This window comes from Bacillus sp. m3-13 (genome assembly GCF_000175075.1).
In the GTDB taxonomy this organism is placed as follows: domain Bacteria; phylum Bacillota; class Bacilli; order Bacillales; family Bacillaceae_I; genus Sutcliffiella_A; species Sutcliffiella_A horikoshii_C.
The window spans coordinates 146,652-163,886 of record NZ_ACPC01000009.1; the positions used below are offsets into that span (position 1 = coordinate 146,652).

Annotated in this window: 18 protein-coding genes; 10 read left to right on the top strand and 8 right to left on the bottom strand. The window is 39.3% G+C overall.

Features of this window, described 5'->3' with window-relative positions:
* Nucleotides 1–5: 5 nt before the first annotated feature.
* The 4 genes from M313_RS0102935 (at nucleotide 6) to M313_RS0102950 (ending at nucleotide 3,200) form a co-directional block, all read left to right on the top strand.
* Entirely contained in the window at nucleotides 6–233 is a 228-nt protein-coding gene (locus M313_RS0102935) for a hypothetical protein (protein ID WP_010192293.1), read from the top strand.
* Nucleotides 234–499: 266 nt separating this feature from the next.
* Nucleotides 500–1,771 carry a kynureninase gene (kynU, locus tag M313_RS0102940; RefSeq protein WP_010192295.1) on the top strand — a complete coding sequence of 424 codons (1,272 nt, stop codon included), beginning with the start codon at nucleotides 500–502 and terminating at the stop codon, nucleotides 1,769–1,771.
* Nucleotides 1,772–1,783: 12 nt separating this feature from the next.
* Complete coding sequence (kynB, locus tag M313_RS0102945) at nucleotides 1,784–2,410, top strand: arylformamidase (protein WP_010192297.1); 627 nt, start codon at nucleotides 1,784–1,786, stop codon at nucleotides 2,408–2,410.
* Nucleotides 2,411–2,477: 67 nt separating this feature from the next.
* Nucleotides 2,478–3,200 (top strand): alpha/beta fold hydrolase, encoded by a 723-nt coding sequence (locus M313_RS0102950; RefSeq protein ID WP_010192298.1) that lies wholly within the window; start codon nucleotides 2,478–2,480, stop codon nucleotides 3,198–3,200.
* Nucleotides 3,201–3,231: 31 nt separating this feature from the next.
* On the opposite strand, the gene M313_RS0102955 is transcribed toward M313_RS0102950, so the two are convergent.
* From M313_RS0102955 to M313_RS24455, 4 genes are read right to left on the bottom strand one after another with little or no spacing between them, the layout of a single operon-like run.
* A complete protein-coding gene (locus tag M313_RS0102955) occupies nucleotides 3,232–4,368 on the bottom strand; it encodes a Ger(x)C family spore germination protein (protein WP_010192299.1) in 1,137 nt (378 codons plus the stop codon).
* A complete protein-coding gene (locus tag M313_RS22495; protein WP_010192300.1) occupies nucleotides 4,355–5,461 on the bottom strand; it encodes a GerAB/ArcD/ProY family transporter in 1,107 nt (368 codons plus the stop codon). The genes M313_RS0102955 and M313_RS22495 overlap by 14 nt, the downstream gene beginning before the upstream one ends.
* A gap of 14 nt (nucleotides 5,462–5,475) precedes the next feature.
* Entirely contained in the window at nucleotides 5,476–6,384 is a 909-nt protein-coding gene (locus tag M313_RS24450) for a spore germination protein (protein ID WP_050780626.1), read from the bottom strand.
* The gene (locus M313_RS24455; RefSeq protein ID WP_050780627.1) at nucleotides 6,365–6,916 is read right to left on the bottom strand and encodes a spore germination protein; all 552 of its coding nucleotides are present in this window, start codon (nucleotides 6,914–6,916) and stop codon (nucleotides 6,365–6,367) included. The genes M313_RS24450 and M313_RS24455 overlap by 20 nt, the downstream gene beginning before the upstream one ends.
* A 126-nt stretch (nucleotides 6,917–7,042) precedes the next feature.
* Here M313_RS24455 and M313_RS0102970 point away from each other — a divergent pair, with 126 nt between their 5' ends.
* A complete protein-coding gene (locus tag M313_RS0102970) occupies nucleotides 7,043–9,334 on the top strand; it encodes an ATP-dependent DNA helicase (RefSeq protein ID WP_029326303.1) in 2,292 nt (763 codons plus the stop codon).
* Between the two features lie 127 nt (nucleotides 9,335–9,461).
* Entirely contained in the window at nucleotides 9,462–9,647 is a 186-nt protein-coding gene (locus M313_RS0102975; RefSeq protein ID WP_010192302.1) for a hypothetical protein, read from the top strand.
* A gap of 15 nt (nucleotides 9,648–9,662) precedes the next feature.
* Here the strand turns inward: M313_RS0102975 and M313_RS0102980 are convergent, their stop codons facing one another.
* Nucleotides 9,663–10,799 (bottom strand): mechanosensitive ion channel family protein, encoded by a 1,137-nt coding sequence (locus tag M313_RS0102980; RefSeq protein WP_010192303.1) that lies wholly within the window; start codon nucleotides 10,797–10,799, stop codon nucleotides 9,663–9,665.
* Between the two features lie 216 nt (nucleotides 10,800–11,015).
* Here M313_RS0102980 and M313_RS25705 point away from each other — a divergent pair, with 216 nt between their 5' ends.
* The 4 genes from M313_RS25705 (at nucleotide 11,016) to M313_RS0102995 (ending at nucleotide 14,066) form a co-directional block, all read left to right on the top strand.
* Entirely contained in the window at nucleotides 11,016–11,585 is a 570-nt protein-coding gene (locus tag M313_RS25705; protein WP_010192304.1) for an ABC transporter permease family protein, read from the top strand.
* Complete coding sequence (locus M313_RS22510) at nucleotides 11,545–11,934, top strand: ABC transporter permease subunit (protein WP_010192305.1); 390 nt, start codon at nucleotides 11,545–11,547, stop codon at nucleotides 11,932–11,934. Before M313_RS25705 ends, M313_RS22510 begins: the two co-directional genes overlap by 41 nt.
* A 13-nt stretch (nucleotides 11,935–11,947) precedes the next feature.
* Nucleotides 11,948–12,838, top strand: a complete 891-nt coding sequence (locus M313_RS0102990; RefSeq protein WP_010192306.1) for an ABC transporter permease — start codon at nucleotides 11,948–11,950, stop codon at nucleotides 12,836–12,838.
* 244 nt (nucleotides 12,839–13,082) lie between these two features.
* Entirely contained in the window at nucleotides 13,083–14,066 is a 984-nt protein-coding gene (locus tag M313_RS0102995) for a YeiH family protein (protein WP_010192308.1), read from the top strand.
* Between the two features lie 7 nt (nucleotides 14,067–14,073).
* On the opposite strand, the gene M313_RS0103000 is transcribed toward M313_RS0102995, so the two are convergent.
* From M313_RS0103000 to ku, 3 genes are all read right to left on the bottom strand, one after another.
* A complete protein-coding gene (locus M313_RS0103000; protein WP_010192310.1) occupies nucleotides 14,074–14,358 on the bottom strand; it encodes a hypothetical protein in 285 nt (94 codons plus the stop codon).
* Between the two features lie 64 nt (nucleotides 14,359–14,422).
* Nucleotides 14,423–16,273, bottom strand: a complete 1,851-nt coding sequence (locus tag M313_RS0103005) for a DNA ligase D (protein ID WP_010192311.1) — start codon at nucleotides 16,271–16,273, stop codon at nucleotides 14,423–14,425.
* Between the two features lie 64 nt (nucleotides 16,274–16,337).
* A complete protein-coding gene (ku, locus tag M313_RS0103010) occupies nucleotides 16,338–17,228 on the bottom strand; it encodes a non-homologous end joining protein Ku (RefSeq protein ID WP_010192313.1) in 891 nt (296 codons plus the stop codon).
* Nucleotides 17,229–17,235: the final 7 nt, after the last annotated feature.

The window sequence follows — 17,235 nt, forward strand, 5'->3', positions numbered from 1 at the left end:
CCGTCGTGAAAATCACAGAATTTATGGGCAATAAAGTATGCACACTGATGATGGAGTCAGAAGGACATAAAGTGAAGATTGAATTTATGTATTCCGAAATGCATCCAGAAATTCTTGACTACAGTTTCCGAATCAATGGTAATCCTTCCTTGCAAACTAGAAATGTTGTAAATGATCTTGCGGAGAAGAAAATGCAGGATTTATTTTATCAATTAACTCAAAATGTCCTCTAGGTGACTCTTTAATAGAGTCTCTTTTTTTTGGAACGTCGCTGTTGATTTCCGCAAAACGGCTTCGCTTTCCGCGGGACGGTGCTTGAGCCTCCTCACTTCGTTGCGGGGTCTCAACCTACCGTTACTCCCCCGCTGGAGTCTTCGCCTTTTGCTCCAATCAACAGCTATACATCACTCTTTCCTTTAAGTTAAAAGTAATAATAAATCATTGTCCCGTTTAACTGAATAGTGAGATAATGTAAGGGATATGCAAAGGGGGATTTGTGATGGCGATTACAGAGGATATGATTGATAGATGGGATGAAGAGGATGGTTTAAAAAAGTATCGGGATGAGTTTTACATAAAAGAAGGTTCCATCTACATGGATGGAAATTCGCTAGGGCTTTTATCTAAAAGGGCAGAGTCTTCCCTTCTAAGCCTATTGGATTCCTGGAAAAACCATGGCATAGATGGTTGGACGAGCGGGGAGGAGCCGTGGTTTTATTTTGCAGAAAAACTTGGAGAATTGAGTGCTCCGCTTGTTGGTGCGAAAAAGGAAGAAGTGATGGTCACGGGTTCTACAACGGGGAATCTTCATCAATTACTTGCAACTTTTTACGAACCAAAAGGAAAACGAACCAAAATTGTAGCAGATGAGTTGAACTTTCCGTCTGATATTTATGCGGTTCAAAGTATTTTGAAACTAAAAGGTTTTAATCCGGATGAGCAGCTTATTAGAGTGAAGAGCAGGGATGGCCATACTATTTGTGAAGAGGATATCATCAACGAGCTAAATGAAGAGGTGGCCATTCTAATCTTGCCAACCGTCCTATATCGCAGCGGTCAGTTGTTTGATATCGAAAAGATTACAAAGGCAGCTCATGAAAAGGGAGTCATCGTTGGGTGGGATGGATGCCACTCTGTTGGTGCCATTCCGCATGAGTTCCACCAATGGGAAGTGGACTTTGCCTATTGGTGCAATTATAAGTACTTAAATGCCGGTCCAGGTGGAGTGGGAGCATTATTTGTCCATGAAAAACACTTTGATAAAACACCTGGGTTAACAGGGTGGTTTGGATCTGACAAGCAAAAGCAATTTGATATGGAACATACGTTTACACCTGCTACTACAAGCGGAGCCTATCAGATTGGAACACCCCATATTTTCAGCATGGCCCCGCTGCTTGGTTCATTAAAGATGTTTGAAGAAATTGGGGTGAAGAAAATCAGGGACAAATCACTCCATCAAACTAGAGTGATGATGGAACTAATACAGCAAGAGTTATCTGGATACGGATTTAAAATGACCAATCCAATGGAGGATGTTTGCCGTGGAGGTCATGTGAGTTTAGAACATCCAGAAGCTGCACGAATTTGTAAATCATTGAAGGAGCTTGGAGTGGTTCCGGATTTCCGTAAGCCGAATATCATCAGGCTAGCTCCTGTTGCTCTGTATTCTACTTATAAAGATGTGTATGAGACCGTACAAATTCTGCGAAATATTATGAATGAAAAACATTATGAAAAATACTCCAATGAACGGGAAGTAGTTGCTTAAGGAGGCAAGACGATGAGAATGTATGATATTTCAAGGCCACTTAGTGAGGATACACCAACTTGGCCGGGGGATACTCCGTTTCACTATCAGGTTAACTGGTCCAAGCAGCATACAGGATCGGTTAATGTCGGCAGCATAAAAATGAGTGTGCATACAGCCACTCATGTAGATGCACCATATCATTTTGATGACAAGGGAAAGCGGTTGGATGAATTGGACCTTTCTGTTTTCAAAGGGCCTGCAGTCGTGGTGGATGTGAGAGGGCATCAAAAAATTGAACGGAAGCATGTAGAAAAGGTTATAGGTCAACATCATGCAAAACGAATTCTCTTTAGAACAGATGCATGGGTGAAGGCAAGAGAGTTCCCTGAACAAATTCCAACACTATCTTTAGAAGTGGTGGAGTTGTTAATGGCAATGGATGTACCTCTAATAGGAGTGGACCTTCCGAGTGTAGATGTCTTAGATAGTAAAGACTTACCTATCCATCATAGCTTGAATCAAGCCAACATTTGCATATTAGAAGGAATTGATTTGCGTGAAATAAACGAAGGAGAATACGAGCTGATTGCCCTACCTTTGAAGATCAAGGGTGCTGATGGGTGTCCAGTGAGAGCAGTACTTATAGAAAATGTTTGATAGAAATTTGCTTTCCATTCTTGGTTTTCATACAATAGACATTAATCTATTATGGTGAGGTACAAAGATGAAAAAATGGCAAAAAACCAGTTTAGTTACCATAGGGATAGTTGTTGGTGTAGCGGCTGCAGCCTGTCTCTTCTTGATTGCAACACCTTATAAATTAATGAATGAAGAAAGTATGGAATCAACAGATGAAGTAATGGTAAAAGAAAATAGTGGTTGGATATCCTTCTTTCCAACGGAAGAGAATGAGGAAGCAGGTATCATCTTTTATCCTGGTGGAAGAGTGGAAGCTGCTGCATATGCTCCATTAGGCAAAATGTTGGCAGAAGAAGGGGTTCCATTTATAATCGCGAAGATGCCTCTGCATCTTGCAGTGCTAAATCCAGATAAAGCGGACAAGATCATTGAGAAGTATGATGATCGAGAATGGGTGATTGCTGGTCATTCTCTCGGGGGGGCAATGGCAGCCAACTATGTGAAAAACAACCCTGATAAGGTCACAGGTCTGATACTGATGGCAGCATATCCTGCAGAAGATGATGATCTAACATCATTCAAAGGTGATGTCATTACTTTTGAAGCCCAGCTTGATGGTGTCATTGATGAGGAAAAATTAACAAAAGCTGATTCCCGTTTGCCATCACAGATGTATACATTCATCATTCAAGGAGGAAATCATTCGCAGTTCGGCGACTATCGTCTTCAAAAAGGAGATAATGAAGCAAGCATCCCAAAAGAGGAACAGTGGGAACGGATCGTACAAGGAATAGTGAGGAGCTTTTAAAGCCCCTCACTATTTTTCTTTACATATGTAACTAATTAATAATTCCTGTGCCTGTTATCTCCACAGTCACATTTGGAACTATTTTGATTGTTGGATACACTTCCCGCCATTTAATATCTTTCCATGTTTTATTGTGATGAATTTTAATTTGCTGACCGATTTTTAATACATCACTATTGGCGTCTTGAATGATCTTAATCACTTCTTCAGACTGTGTGGTTAAATATTGTTCAGCTTTTTCTTCAAGCTCCTTTACTTTTTGTTTACTCACTAAATGATTTTTTGGGTACTCTGCAATAGCACCATTTATTTTTAAATCTATCGTTACTTGTATATCGGTCGGGGTGTCTACAATTGTTTTTATTTTGCTTTTTGCTTTAGAGATACTTAAAGTCATATAACGATTCTGTGGATTTTCCTCTTCTGGATGGACCATCATATTTACTTGCGCAACTTTCGCTTTTTTATTTCCGAGCATAAGTAAAGTAGTAGATTGTTCGGCATCCAGTGTGACCCCGGTATAAGTTCTGTCGCTGATCAATCCCATTCCGACAACTTCAATATCATTCGTTTCAACCTTTTTAATAACAGGCAGGGAGAAGTCTGCACTTGGATCAAACATGGTAGGACAGACAGTTTGGACAGTTTCATTTAAAATAATGGTATTGTTCTCAGCTGTCACCAATAGATCTGAAATGGCTTCTGTTAATAATGTTTCTTTGATTGTCTTCATGTGGATGATATCTTCTGCTTTTCCTTCCACAATGGCAAGCTTTGCACCTAGGGGAGCCTTGGGATCACGATATAAAATATCAAGGATGGAGTAAATATCCTTTTGGGCTAGTTCTTCCCCCATTAAATACACCCTCATTTTGCTTGGTGAAAATTCTCCAGGAATCCGTCTATCTAAATTTAACCTTGTGTCCCTTAGTGTGATTCCCTTACCTTCTACCACTCCAACAGTAGCTTGCCCAGGTTGACCGCCCACACTTAACTTTTCAGATTCACGGATGGCAATATGAGAAATGATTTCATCTCCTTCCCCTGCGTCAAACGCCACTGTAAACACTAATTTCAAGTCTTTTAATAGTCGCTGATCCCAGCAACCTGTCAAAAGTACCAGCGTTAATAATACACAAACTATATTCCAAAGGTTATGACGACTCATGATTTTTCCCCCTCTGCCACTTTTTCTTACCCAAGGCAACCATTAAGAACAATACTGGAAGCAAGAAGACGAAAATAAACACAATATATTGAAATATATTATTGATATCTTCTATTAAAAATTTATTTTGTAAGAAAAAACCTGAAATGAAAATTGGCAGCACAATTACCGGTACAAATGGAGCGTGGGATTGTCTATGAAACAATTCCTTTAAACCCTTGCTTGCTTGATACAAGTAAATGATGAAAGAGTTCGTCATTGGAATTACCCAGATGGACAAGAAAATAAGATCAAGCCTTTCAATCACCTCAAATGAAATAGCCTTTAACATATAGAGCACAGGTTCCGGGACAAGTGTCATCTCTTCAGGGCTGAAAATGATTAAACTCGTAAAAACAAGAAAACTGTAGATGAGCACCGTTGTTATATTAGCAAAGGTAAGTGTTTTGGCTGTTTTTTGTTTGTATTTAATCATAGGGTATATCAATAAAATGAGTTCAAACCCTGTCAGGGCGATTAATACATCCTTAATTGCAAAAAATATATTCTTAAATCCACTCTGACCTATAGGTAAAATGTACGCTATATTTGCATCCCGGTAGACCGTTGCTACAAGCAGGATGAAGAACACAACGACTCCGGTAGATAATCCAAAAAATCTAGCGATGATTAAAATATTGTCTGATGCCAAATAGACAGCAACAATAATGATTAATAAATAGATGATCCAAAAAGGGGTCAGAGGGAGAATCCACTTGTTAATCAATCCTGTTTGTAGAACAGCAACAAGGCCAGCAATCGCTGTGAAATATAGAGTGTATGAGAAAATAAGGAGACTACCTACATACTTCCCGAAAAGATGTCGTAATAATTGAAAAAAGTTCTTCTCAGGAAAGCACCTGGATAATGCTAAAGAAATCATCATCCAGAGTTGAATGACAAAACCTGCCAATAGTGTTGAAATCCACCCATCCCCTTTTGCTGTGCTATGGACAGCAAAAGGTAAGGAAAGTATGCCAACCCCGATTTGGGCCTGGATGATAAGAAAAAACAATTGACCTTGACTGATGCTGACTGCACTGCCCTTTTGCATAGAAAAACTCCTTATTATACCTTCTTTTTCTTCTTTAGTGGCATGGTATCACTTGGTCTCTGCTTTAAAAATGGTAGTGGAACCCTTATTAATGTGTCTTTCATTTCTGTCCATCTTAATGTAGAGAAGGGTGCAAAATAAGGCGTGCCAAAGGACTCAAGCTTACAAAGGTGAATAAGCAGGAACATAAAAAAGAAACTCATTCCGATTAATCCAAACATGGCAGCCATAATCATAAACGGAAAACCCAATAGACGTATGGAAGAGCCCATTTCCGTAATTGGCACGATAAAGGAAGAAATGGCTGTAATTGCAACAACAATAATCATCGTGTTGGATACAAGATTTGCCTCTACTACCGCCGTCCCGATAACCAAACCTCCTACAACCCCGATTGTTTGGGCAATTCTGCTGGGAAGCCTGATCGATGCTTCCCTTAAAATCTCTAAGGTAATTTGCATGCCTAGTGCCTCGATAAGCGGAGGGTACGGAACGTTCTCCAAGGAAGATTTGATAGAGAATACGATTTCCGTCGGCAAAATTTCAAAATGAAAGGATACTATGGCTATGTATAATGCAGGGAGAGCAATTGATATCAAAAATCCCAAAATCCTGAGAAAACGAATAAAGGAACCAAAATACCACCTGCTATTGTAATCATCAGGTGATTGATAAAAGGTAAAAAAAGTGGTTGGAGCAATTAATGCACCAGGGCTGCTCTCCGTCATGATGGCTACCCTTCCATCCATTAAATTGGCAACAGTACGGTCGGCTCTTTCGGTGCTGAGCATGGTGGGGAAAATGGAAGAGTTTTCGCTTACAAATTCCTCAATATAGCCTGGTGACAAAATATAATCGATATAAATTTCTAAAAGTTTTTGTTCTAATAGTGCCACTGTTTTTTTATTTGGCGATATGATCAAGGTAGATTAAGGCAACCTTTGTATGAGAATCATTGCCGATGGAAAAGTATTTTACCTTCAAGTTAGAATTGTGGATGCGTTTTCTAATTAAAGAAATATTAGTAGACAGAGATTCAACAAATCCATCATGTGCTCCACGAATAATGCCTTCCGTCTCAGGTTCTTTCACTTTCCTATCATTTGAAAAGGGTACGTTAAATACATATGCAAGGTCAGAATCCTTGCTAAGAACAATACAACTTCCTTCAAGAAGGCTTTGTGTAATTTCTTTCATACTGTTTGTTTCTTTTACTAGTGGAAGAGGTTGTTTTTCATCCCTGTAATTGATTCTACTTTCTTTAAGGGGGTTTAAAATTCTTTCTTGAACGAGCTTCTTGTCAATGATTGTTTCAATATAAACGATATAAGCTTCCTCATCTTGGAGGTGGAGATACTCCATGATGAAATCCTCAGAATGGACGAACCTCTCTCTTAAATGAAGAAGGTTTTCTTCGAGCTTTGTGGTTAATGTCAGCGGATCGTTTTTCGTCATGGAATTCTTCACCACCTTAAAAAAATCTTTCCATTTACTATATTTTCCTATGACGGTGTAGTAATTATGCATAGTTGAAGAAGTTCTTTTGTTATACTTAAGGGAAAATGAGATTTCAGGGGTTATATGATGAAGAAATTGTCCGTTTCAGTTAGAAAACTTGTAGAATTTGTCATGATGGGCGGAAGCATTGACTCGCGATTTACAGGCTCCAATGTTATGAAAGAGGGCACCAGGACCCATCAACGATTGCAAGCCAGCAGAGGCGAAAATTATGAAAAGGAAGTATATCTTTCCATCGAAATACAAATAGATGACTTTGAGTTGCATATAGAAGGAAGATGTGATGGAGTCTATCGAAATGAAAAGCAAGTCATCATAGAGGAAATAAAAACAACAGCAAGGGACTTGAACTCCGTCACGGAAGAAGATTATAAAACATACTGGGCACAGTTGAAAATGTATGCCTATATTTATTGCCTGAAAAATGGACTAGATCATATAACGGTTCACATGGTATATGCAAAAAGGGAGAACGAGGACGAAAAGACTTTTGAAAAGCATTATGAGTTAAGGGAACTGACTATGTTTGTCGAGGAGATCGCAAAAGAATATCTTAGTTTCCAAAAGCAATTATGGAAGTTGAAACAAGCAAGGATGGAGAGCATTTCCAAACTTAAATTTCCGTATGATTCCTATCGAACCGGACAAAGAGACCTGGCAAAGGCCGTCTATAAAACGATACGTGAAGAAAAGAGAGTATTTGCAAAAGCCGCAACAGGAATCGGTAAAACCATTGCAACTATTTTTCCATCAGTCATCTCCTTGCAGGAGGGAAAACAAGAGAAAATAATGTATCTGACAGCTAAAACAGTCACAAAAATGGTGGCAGAAGATTCATTTAGGCTACTTATTGAAAATGGGTTAGAGATTAAAGTTGTTACAATCACTGCAAAGGAAAAAATCTGTTTTCAAGAAGAGACCATTTGTCAGAAAGAATTCTGTCCTTTTGCAGATGGTTATTATGACCGGCTGAAAGAAGGTATTAAAGATATTCTTGATAACGAGCGGTTGATGGATAGAAAGATCATTGAGTTATATGCAAAGAAACATCAGCTCTGTCCATTTGAGTTTTCGCTTGACCTTGCGATGTTTGCTGATGTAGTGATTTGTGACTATAACTACTTTTTCGATCCAAAAGTGCGGCTTCAACGGTGGGGAGATTTTCATAAGGAGACGATCCTATTAATTGATGAAGCCCATAATCTAGTCGACCGATCTCGGGAGATGTTATCTGCTTCCTTGTCAAAATCAGTTTTCTTACAGGTTTCTAGAGAAATAAAGGGACTGGATCGAGAGGTGTACTTGAAGCTCAAAGCGGTCAATGACACATTGTTGAAATGGAAGAAGGAGTTGCTGAAGACAAACGAGTTTGTGTTTGATGACAAGCCTCCACTACTAATTGAAGTGCTCGAGGAAGCTGTGGAAGCGTGTGAACAGTGGTTATTAAGGAATCCTTCGGGCATGGCACATCAAGAAATATTGGAAGCGTATTTTGCAGGACAAGATTTCTTAAGAATAGCTAAAGTCTATAACGATCTTTATAAAACCATCGTGACAATCTATAAGAGTGAAGTGACGGTTAAGCTTGCTTGTATGGACTCTTCTGCGGCAATTATGGACTCGACAAGCAAGGCGGTTGCCACAGTGTTCTTCTCAGCAACTCTTCATCCGCTAGGCTACTTCCAAACTGTTTTGGGCGGGGAGGAGCATGATTATTATATATCGATTAATACACCATTTCACCAAGACCAGATTAAGGTTTATGCCAAAAACATCTCTACAAAGTATCAAGATAGGCAAAACTCCATTCAACCAATTGCAGAGGCAATCAGGGAGGTGTTTCATTCCGAAAAGGGGAATTTTCTCGTGTTTTTTCCTTCTTATGAGTATTTATCTTTGGTTTTTGAAGCGTATGAGCAGTTCGCTGTGGAAGACTCCATTGAAACTCTTGTACAGCAGCCTGTCATGACAGAAGCAGAACGCGAACAGTTTCTAGATAGATTCAATCCGGACAGGGAAGGGACCTTTCTAGCATTTGCGGTGCTTGGAGGAATTTTCTCTGAAGGAATCGACTTGAAAGGGAACCGTTTGAACGGTGTTGGAATTATTGGGGTAGGCTTGCCCAGACTGTCTCTTGAAAGAAATGTAATGAAGGAGCATTTTCAAAAGCAAGGGCAGAACGGATTTGATTTCGCCTATGTTTATCCAGGTATGAATAAGGTGCAGCAAGCAGGAGGACGGTTAATTCGAAGTGAACAAGATACTGGTTTCCTTCTGCTAGTAGATGATCGTTACTTCTACCCTAAATATCGAGAACTTCTTCCACCTGAGTGGCAAAATTTCAAAAGGAAATAATCTTAAAGAATAATTTACATTAGCTTTATCCTGTATCAATATTTTTTGGGTATATTCTAAGTAATTAGGATAATAAACCAATACCTTACCTTTTAAACTGTAGCCTATGAAAGGGAAGTGAATAATAATGAGCAGGAAACTTCATCAAGCGTTAGAGAAGCAGCGTGAGTATTATATAAACAAACTTCTTCTAATTGGAGTGTATGATTCACTGGTGTTAGATGGGATGACAACAACTGAGTTGAAGACGGAGTACAATTATTTCTTTTATGATGTACCAAGTAAAAAAGTCAGCACAATAAAGAAGGCATAACCCTAAACGTATGGGTTATGCCTTTTCGCCTCTTAGGCTGTATTGTTTTGTTTTTTCTTTTTCTTCTTGAGATTCGATATGGAGCGTTCTTGTCGGGAAGGCTACGATTACGTCTTCTTCCTCCAAGATTTCCATGATTTTAAAATTGATGTCCTCTTTTACTTCTAAATATTCGCCCCACATGACGGATTTGGTAAAGAAATAGAGGAAAATATCCAGGCTGCTGGCTCCAAAACTATCAAATCGGACTAGAATGGTTTCTTGGTCAACCGCATCATGGTTGCGCAACATATTTTCAATTCTTCGAACCACTCTTTCTAAACTGGTGCGGCTTGTATCGTATTGGACGCCAAGTTTAAAGGTGACTTGACGTTTCCCCATTTTGGACCAGTTTGTGATAGGTTCATTTGATAGAGTGGCATTTGGGACGGTAACTACAGCTTGAGCAAAAGTTCTCACTTGTGTGCTGCGGAATGAAATATCCTCTACGACTCCTTCTACACTTGGTGTTTTGATCCAATCTCCCATTGTAAAAGGCTTTTCCGTTACAATGATGAATCCACCTAATAAGTTTTTAATAGACTCTTGTGCGGCTAATGCAAAGGCAAGTCCGCCAAGACCCAGACCAGCTACAATCGCGCCAACATCATATTCCCATACTTCTAGCACAATACTGAATACTAATGCGAGAAGGATAAATCGCAATACCTTCGTTACAAACGGCATAACGATTTTGTCTACTTCAAATTCTAGTCTAGTGGAAAGGTTTGTAAATAGATTAGAAGAATACGGGATGAAATTGAATATCCCCCAACCAAATAAGGCAATAATGGAAGAGCGCATGAGTTTAGTTAATGTTGCTGCTTCAATTATTGTAAATGGGGCTGTTTTCAAGGCAAAGAATATACCTAGTATCACAAAGAACATTCTTACAGGTTTATCAAAGGCTAGTACAATATAAGTGAAAAGATCTGTAGGTGTTTTTTTGGAAACAGCTAATATTCCTTTAAAGAAATACTTAGTAAACAGTTTTCTCCATAAAAGGAACAACAGGAGGATAAGTAGAGAAACTCCCATATCTATCCAGAAATTCATGTCCGTCCAATAGTCGGCAGTCCAGACATTGGTGAACCAATCAATTGTTTTATTCACAGCACAAACCTCCTTAGGGTGGGTGCTTCCATTATTTAAAGGACCCTATCATAAATCACTATATTACTACGAAGTATGGCAGATTTCAACGACTAGCCTAAGTGCGGGAATGATCAGAATAATTAATATTCTTATAGAATTACAAGGTGAATAGTGGTAGTATTTTACTATATTGAAAGTGTTTCGGATTTCGTTGGCTTACTGGAGGAGAAAAACATGGGGGTAGTTTGGAGCATAACAAAGTCATCTCTGTTCTTTTTATTTATTGCAGTTTTACTAATTTTGGCAGTCTTATTCCCTAGACAGCCTGATATTGATGTGCAAGGAAGGGCTCAAACATTGGAATACGGGTATGAATTTTCCTGGGCTGTCTATCATCACAATATTTCTATATTCCTTAAGGATGTTAAAGAGAATAACACTTTAGGGATGACAAGGTATAATAAACCGGCTGAAGAGGAACTATGGCCACATTTAGGTAGAAGTCTAAAAGTAATAGTTGCCGCATGTGCTATTACCATTATTTTTGGAATTCTAAAAGGGATTTTCGACTTTTATGATCGTAATAAGTGGTGGAATGTTTTTGGAAAAGGGTTAACCTGGCTCATCCAATCTATACCCGATTTCTTTTTAATCCTCTGCTTGCAGTGGGTGATTATTTTTCATTTGCCTTTTATTAAATTATTTGGCCATTCCCATTGGTTTAGTTTTTTTGATAGCAGGGGTGTTGGTTGCATTGTACCCTATGCTTTATGTTGCAAGAATCACATCAGCTACGCTTGGTAACGAAAAAGGGAAACCATATATTCAAGTAGCCCGCTCCAAAGGTTTATCCAAAGAAAAAGTGTTATGGAAGCACATGCTTAAAAATAGTCTCTATCCGATCATGTCCAATCTTCCCGCGGTTATGCTCTACTTATTGTCCAATCTTCTAATCGTGGAATGGTTTTTGGATTACAGGGGTGCGGCCTATAGAATGTTTCAAGCACTTGATGTCAAAAGCTCTTTATCGGGGAGTATGCGTTATGTGAATGAATCTGGGCTTATTATCGGCTTCGGTTTAAGCTTTATGGTTATTGTATTTGCCGCGCAAGTCCTTTCCATTCTAATTATGAAGAAACTTGAACCAAGGTAGGTGAAGTGAAGCAATGAAACGTAATTGGACGTTAATTTTAGGAAGCAGCTTTTTCATTATATTGGTCTTAATAACATTAATAGGACCTTACCTTCCTTTTATAGATAATGTGCTAGAATCAAAGCGCATAATTTTCACGGATTCTGGAGTATTAACGGCACCATATGAGCCTTCACGTGATTTTCTTTTAGGTTCGGATAAAGAGGGAAGAGATCTATTAAGCATCATAGTGGTCGGAGCGAGAGAAACTCTAGGGTTAATTTTGGCCGTTGCAGCATTACGCTACGCAATCGCCATCCTATTGGCGGTCTTGTCGGTAAATAAAAAGGGCCCATTCCATTGGATCCTCCAAGGATGGAATCAAATTTTTTCTGCGTTGCCGGTCATATTTTCTGCCATTATCCTTTTGAGCTTACCTATCATCTTTTTTCATGAACACCGCTTTTTCTGGGCAATCGCCATTTTGGCAGCGATTGAAGTGGGGAGGGTCGGGACCATCTTACAAAGTCATTTCCATATGATCAAAAAGACACCTTATGTGGAAGCGGGTATTACTGTCGGCGTCTCTCCGCTCACGCTTTTCACCACGTATTATTTACCTAATGCTTTGCCTGACTTGGTAGTTCAGTTTTTCCTTGATATGGGCAGGATTGCACTGCTGATTGGACAGCTTGGTATTTTTAGTATTTTTATTACGCAGCAGTTTGTGCAATTGAATTATGGCTCAGGAATTATTGAGAATACAAGTTTGAACTGGGCGACGATGCTTGGTCAGGCGAGAGGGGATTTGTTGCGTGCGTTCTGGATTCCGTTTTTTCCAGCACTCGCCCTTGCCTTCACTGTTCTCACGTTCAATGTATTGGGAGAAGGCCTCCGCAAGCACTTCCACCGGTTAGAAGCATAATAATAAGGTTTCTAGCTGTTGATTGGAGCAAAATGCGAAGACTCCGGCGGGGGAGTAGCGACAATGTTGAGACCCCGCAGTGAAACGAGGAGGCTCAAGGTCGCCCCGCGGAAAGCGAAGCAGTTTTGCGTAAATCAACAGCGGTGTCTTATAAATTACTTGGCTTGTCGAAAGTTCTCGACAGGCTTTTTTTTATTCTTTAAAATAGGACAAGTGTGCATTTACCATTGTTAGGGGTTAAATTATGAATAAAACAAACATCTATAAATTCATTCCGGGAATATTACTTATCCTGATTATTACAATAGCAGCAAAACTACTAGGCGGATTTTTCCCGTCTATCGGTGCAGTACTATTCGCCTTACTAATCGGAATCATTATCCGAAACACTTTCGAACTAAATGAAAAGTATAATATAGGAATAGCGATGGTCGTGAAAAAATGGCTTAAGGTAGCGATTATCTTTTTAGGGGCAACCTTAAGTTTTGGCAGTATCCTTGATATTGGCGCTCAATCCATCCTCGTAATCCTTTTAGTAGTAACCGGAGGGATAGCAGTCACATTATTAGTAGGGAAACTGATGAAAATAGATAAAATATTATCCTTATTAATTGGTGTAGGGACTAGTATTTGTGGCGCAACAGCTATTTCGGTGGTGAAAGGTGTAGTGCAAGCAAAGGAAGCAATCGTTGCCTATGCCATTTCTACCATCTTTTTCTTCAATATTTTGGCAACGTTCCTTTATCCTGTTCTTGGTCAGTGGTTACAGTTATCCGTTACGCAAATGGGGATTTGGGCAGGTACATCGATTCATGATACCTCTTCTGTTGTAGCGGTAGGGTACTTGCTTGGAGATGAGGTAGGGGAAGTTGCGACAACAGTAAAGCTTGTTCGTACCCTGTTTATCCTTCCTCTAGTACTTGCCATTTCTTTTATTATGGTTCGCAGAAATGACAGTGCGCAAAGTTTGAAAGGAGCCTTTCCGGTTTTTATCCTAGGCTTTTTATTCATGAGCGGAATGTATTCAACCGGTATTATCTCTGAAGCAATGAGCGGATATATGGGATCTATCGCGAAATTCCTGATTGTCATGGTTATGGCCGGCGTTGGTCTTCAGGTTAGGTGGAAGAGTATTCGCAGTTTAGGAATGAAACCTTTTCTAGCGGGCTTTATCGCTTCTGTATTTGTTGGAGTCACCAGTTTACTGTTCATTCTGTATATTTTGTAACCTCTATTTATGAAATTGCATCCCGTTTATCAAGATAATCTGCGGTCTGTTCCATTAGTTTAGTTCTTAATGAAGCCAAGTAAAATGGAGAAAGCATGGATGTGATATCCTGCCAGGACTCAAGTGTTGGACGGAAAACAATCAGTTTAGAAACATGCAATGTTTGTTTGCCTAAAAACAATCGGTATCTGCGGCTGTCTTCAGGTTCGGTTTCATCTAGAAATTCTATAATGATACTGTCCTCTAATTCAATGATGGGATGGACAACGGCAAAGGCTTGCACAACAATCACCTTTTCCTTTTTTAGTGTCCATCCTTGCCATTATTTCCTACTGTTATACATCTTGTATACTTTGTCAGTGTTCATTAGCTTTGTGCAACCCTTTTAAAGAGGAGAGCACGTTTTCAAATGGTTGGGTTGTTTTACTTGTTGTGTATTCAGAAAAAGGATCGCCAAGCCTTTTTAACCTCTCCTGTACAGAGAAAAGTGTAAATTCTTCTGGCCTTAAATCTTCTTTCACTTCCTTCCAAAACAATGGTGTTGCGACTGTTGGCACATCATTTCCTCTTAATGAATAAGGAGCGATAATTGTTTTGCCTTCCGCGTGCTGCACATAATCCACATACACTCTATTTCCTCTATGTTTTTTTAAACGTTCCACGGTAAAGAGGGCAGGCTCTTTAGACACTAAGAAATGCGCAATGAACTCAGTGAATTGCCTTGTTTCTTGATAGGTGAATTGACCTTCAGGTAAAGGGATGTATACTTGAAGCCCTTTTCTTCCTGACGTTTTAATAAAAGAGTGAAGTCCAAGTTGATCAAAAATTCCCTTCATCATCAATGCTCCTGTTATTGCGATGGAAAAGTGCTCTTTTGATGGAGGGTCAAGATCAAAGACAATTTCACTTGGCTCAGTTGTAAGAACAGTTTGAAAAGGTATATGAAATTCTAATGCAAGCTGATTGCCGAGCCAAATTAAGGTTTCCATATTGTTGCATAAAATAAAGTTAATATCTTGATCAACATGAGTCTCCACAAATGAAGGGGCATAATCAGGACAATTCTTCTGATAAAAACTTTCTCCAGCCATACCATGGGGAAAACGAATGGCTGTGATAGCTCGGTCTTTTAAGAATGGAAGCATGTAAGGAGAGCAATGAGACAGAAAATCGATAAAAGCCTGTTTTGTCACCAATGGTTCTTCCCAAAGCGGTTTGTCTGGGTTGGTGATGGAAACAGAAGCAGGGATAGGCGGTTTCGATAAGTTCTCTTCGGTACATTCTTTTACATCTAAATCAAAGCGGAACCGCTTAAACTCAGGATGTCTGAGCTGACTCTGATATACTTCAAGATAAAATATCTCAACGCAGATCCCTGGCTTTACATAAACAAATTTTCCGTCCTCTTTGTCCCTGTTTTGCTTAATGACTCCTATCAATGCAGCTCTCTCTTCAGACGTAAGACCATGTGAAAATAGTCCAATGTCCACCACTGATTCCCCTTTGAATACACCAATATGGAAATAACCATTATCCTTTTGGTAAGCAGTGATGAAACATGTTACGGTTTTATAGTTTTTTACTTTAATCCAGTCTGTTGAGCGTTTGCCTTTGCTATATGTACTGTAGATTTTTTTAGCAATTAACCCTTCGCCATGCTGCAGTTTGATTTGCGCCCATAACTCCTCAGATTTGGTGTGAAAAGGAACATACTGAAGTCTTGAACTGCTTTTTTCAACAGGAGAAAGGGGTAAACCAATTTGTTCAAAAAGCTGTAAGAGTCTCTTTTTTCGATCGGAAAATTTTGCTGATATTAATGCTTCTCCTCTTACTTCCAGCAAATCAAAGGCTAAAAGTGTAGCAGGGTGCTCTTTAGAAAGCGCGTTGATTTTTTCCTTCGTTTTCGTTCTTCCCCGTTTTTGTATTAATTGAAAATTTCCTTTTAGCGAGGAAGATAAAACAACAAGTTCACAGTCTAATGTTATCGGAAGCATTTGTTTCCAAGCATCGTTAAGGGTTAATCCTCTTAAGAAACGGACGATTTCAGGGAATGTGGAGGAAAGTTCCGTTCCGCCTCTGCTTTGGAGAGAAATGTGGTTGATGTCCAAGGATGCAATGCATCGAAATCCATCATATTTGACTTCATATACCCAATCATTCCCCTGCGGTGGATTTCGATGGAGGGTGGGAAGCATCGGTTTAATCATCCATATTAACTCCTTTCCTAATAAGTCTTAGTCAAGTCTTAGTCAAAAGAAAACATCTAACCAATCAGCTAGATGCTTTCTTTTTTCTTGTTGTCCGCTTTTTTGGCTTGGTACTGGATGTATTCTTTTCAGTAGCGTCTGCCTTTGTCTCTGTCTTTTTCTTAACGCTTTTCCCACTCTGGTCTTTTGTTCGCTCAATACTTGCTTGTAATGCGCTCATTAAATCCACAACATTCGATTTATCTGAATCAGTTGGAGTGGTGGTTCCTTCCTCTTTATTAATTTTTTCTTGGACCAGTCTGAGAACGGCTTCCCTGTAATCATCATGGTATTTTTCAGGGTCAAATTCAGTAGTCAATTGATCAATTAAGGTAATAGCTGTATCCAGCTCTTTTTTATCCACTTCTTTTCTTTCTGGAACGCTAGGAACATCCCCAACATTACGGACCTCGTCGGGATAATGCACCGTTTCCATCACAAGGCAATCCTTATAAACACGGACGATGGCAAGTTGCTGTTTGGAACGAATTGTGATTTCAGCCACACCAATCTTTTTGGAATCCTCTAATGCCTCGCGTAACAAAGAATAGGCCTTACTCCCATTCTCCCCAGGTCCTAAAAAGTACGAGCGGTTAAAGTAGATGGGGTCGATATCTTCTAGCTTTACAAAATCAATGATTTTTACACTTTTGTCTTCATGTTCTTCTTTCAACTGTTTCAGTTCTTCATCAGATAAAATGACATATTTACCTTTCACATACTCATAGCCTTTTACTAAGTCGTCTTGTTCCACTTCTTTTTCACAGTTTGGACAGACTTTCTCGTATTTAATGGGGCTGTGGCATTCCTTATGCAATGTTCTTAGCTTAATGTCTTTGTCTTCTGTTGCAGAATACATTTTTATCGGGATATTGACCAACCCGAAGCTGATGGAACCTTTCCACATTGTGTGCATGCTATAT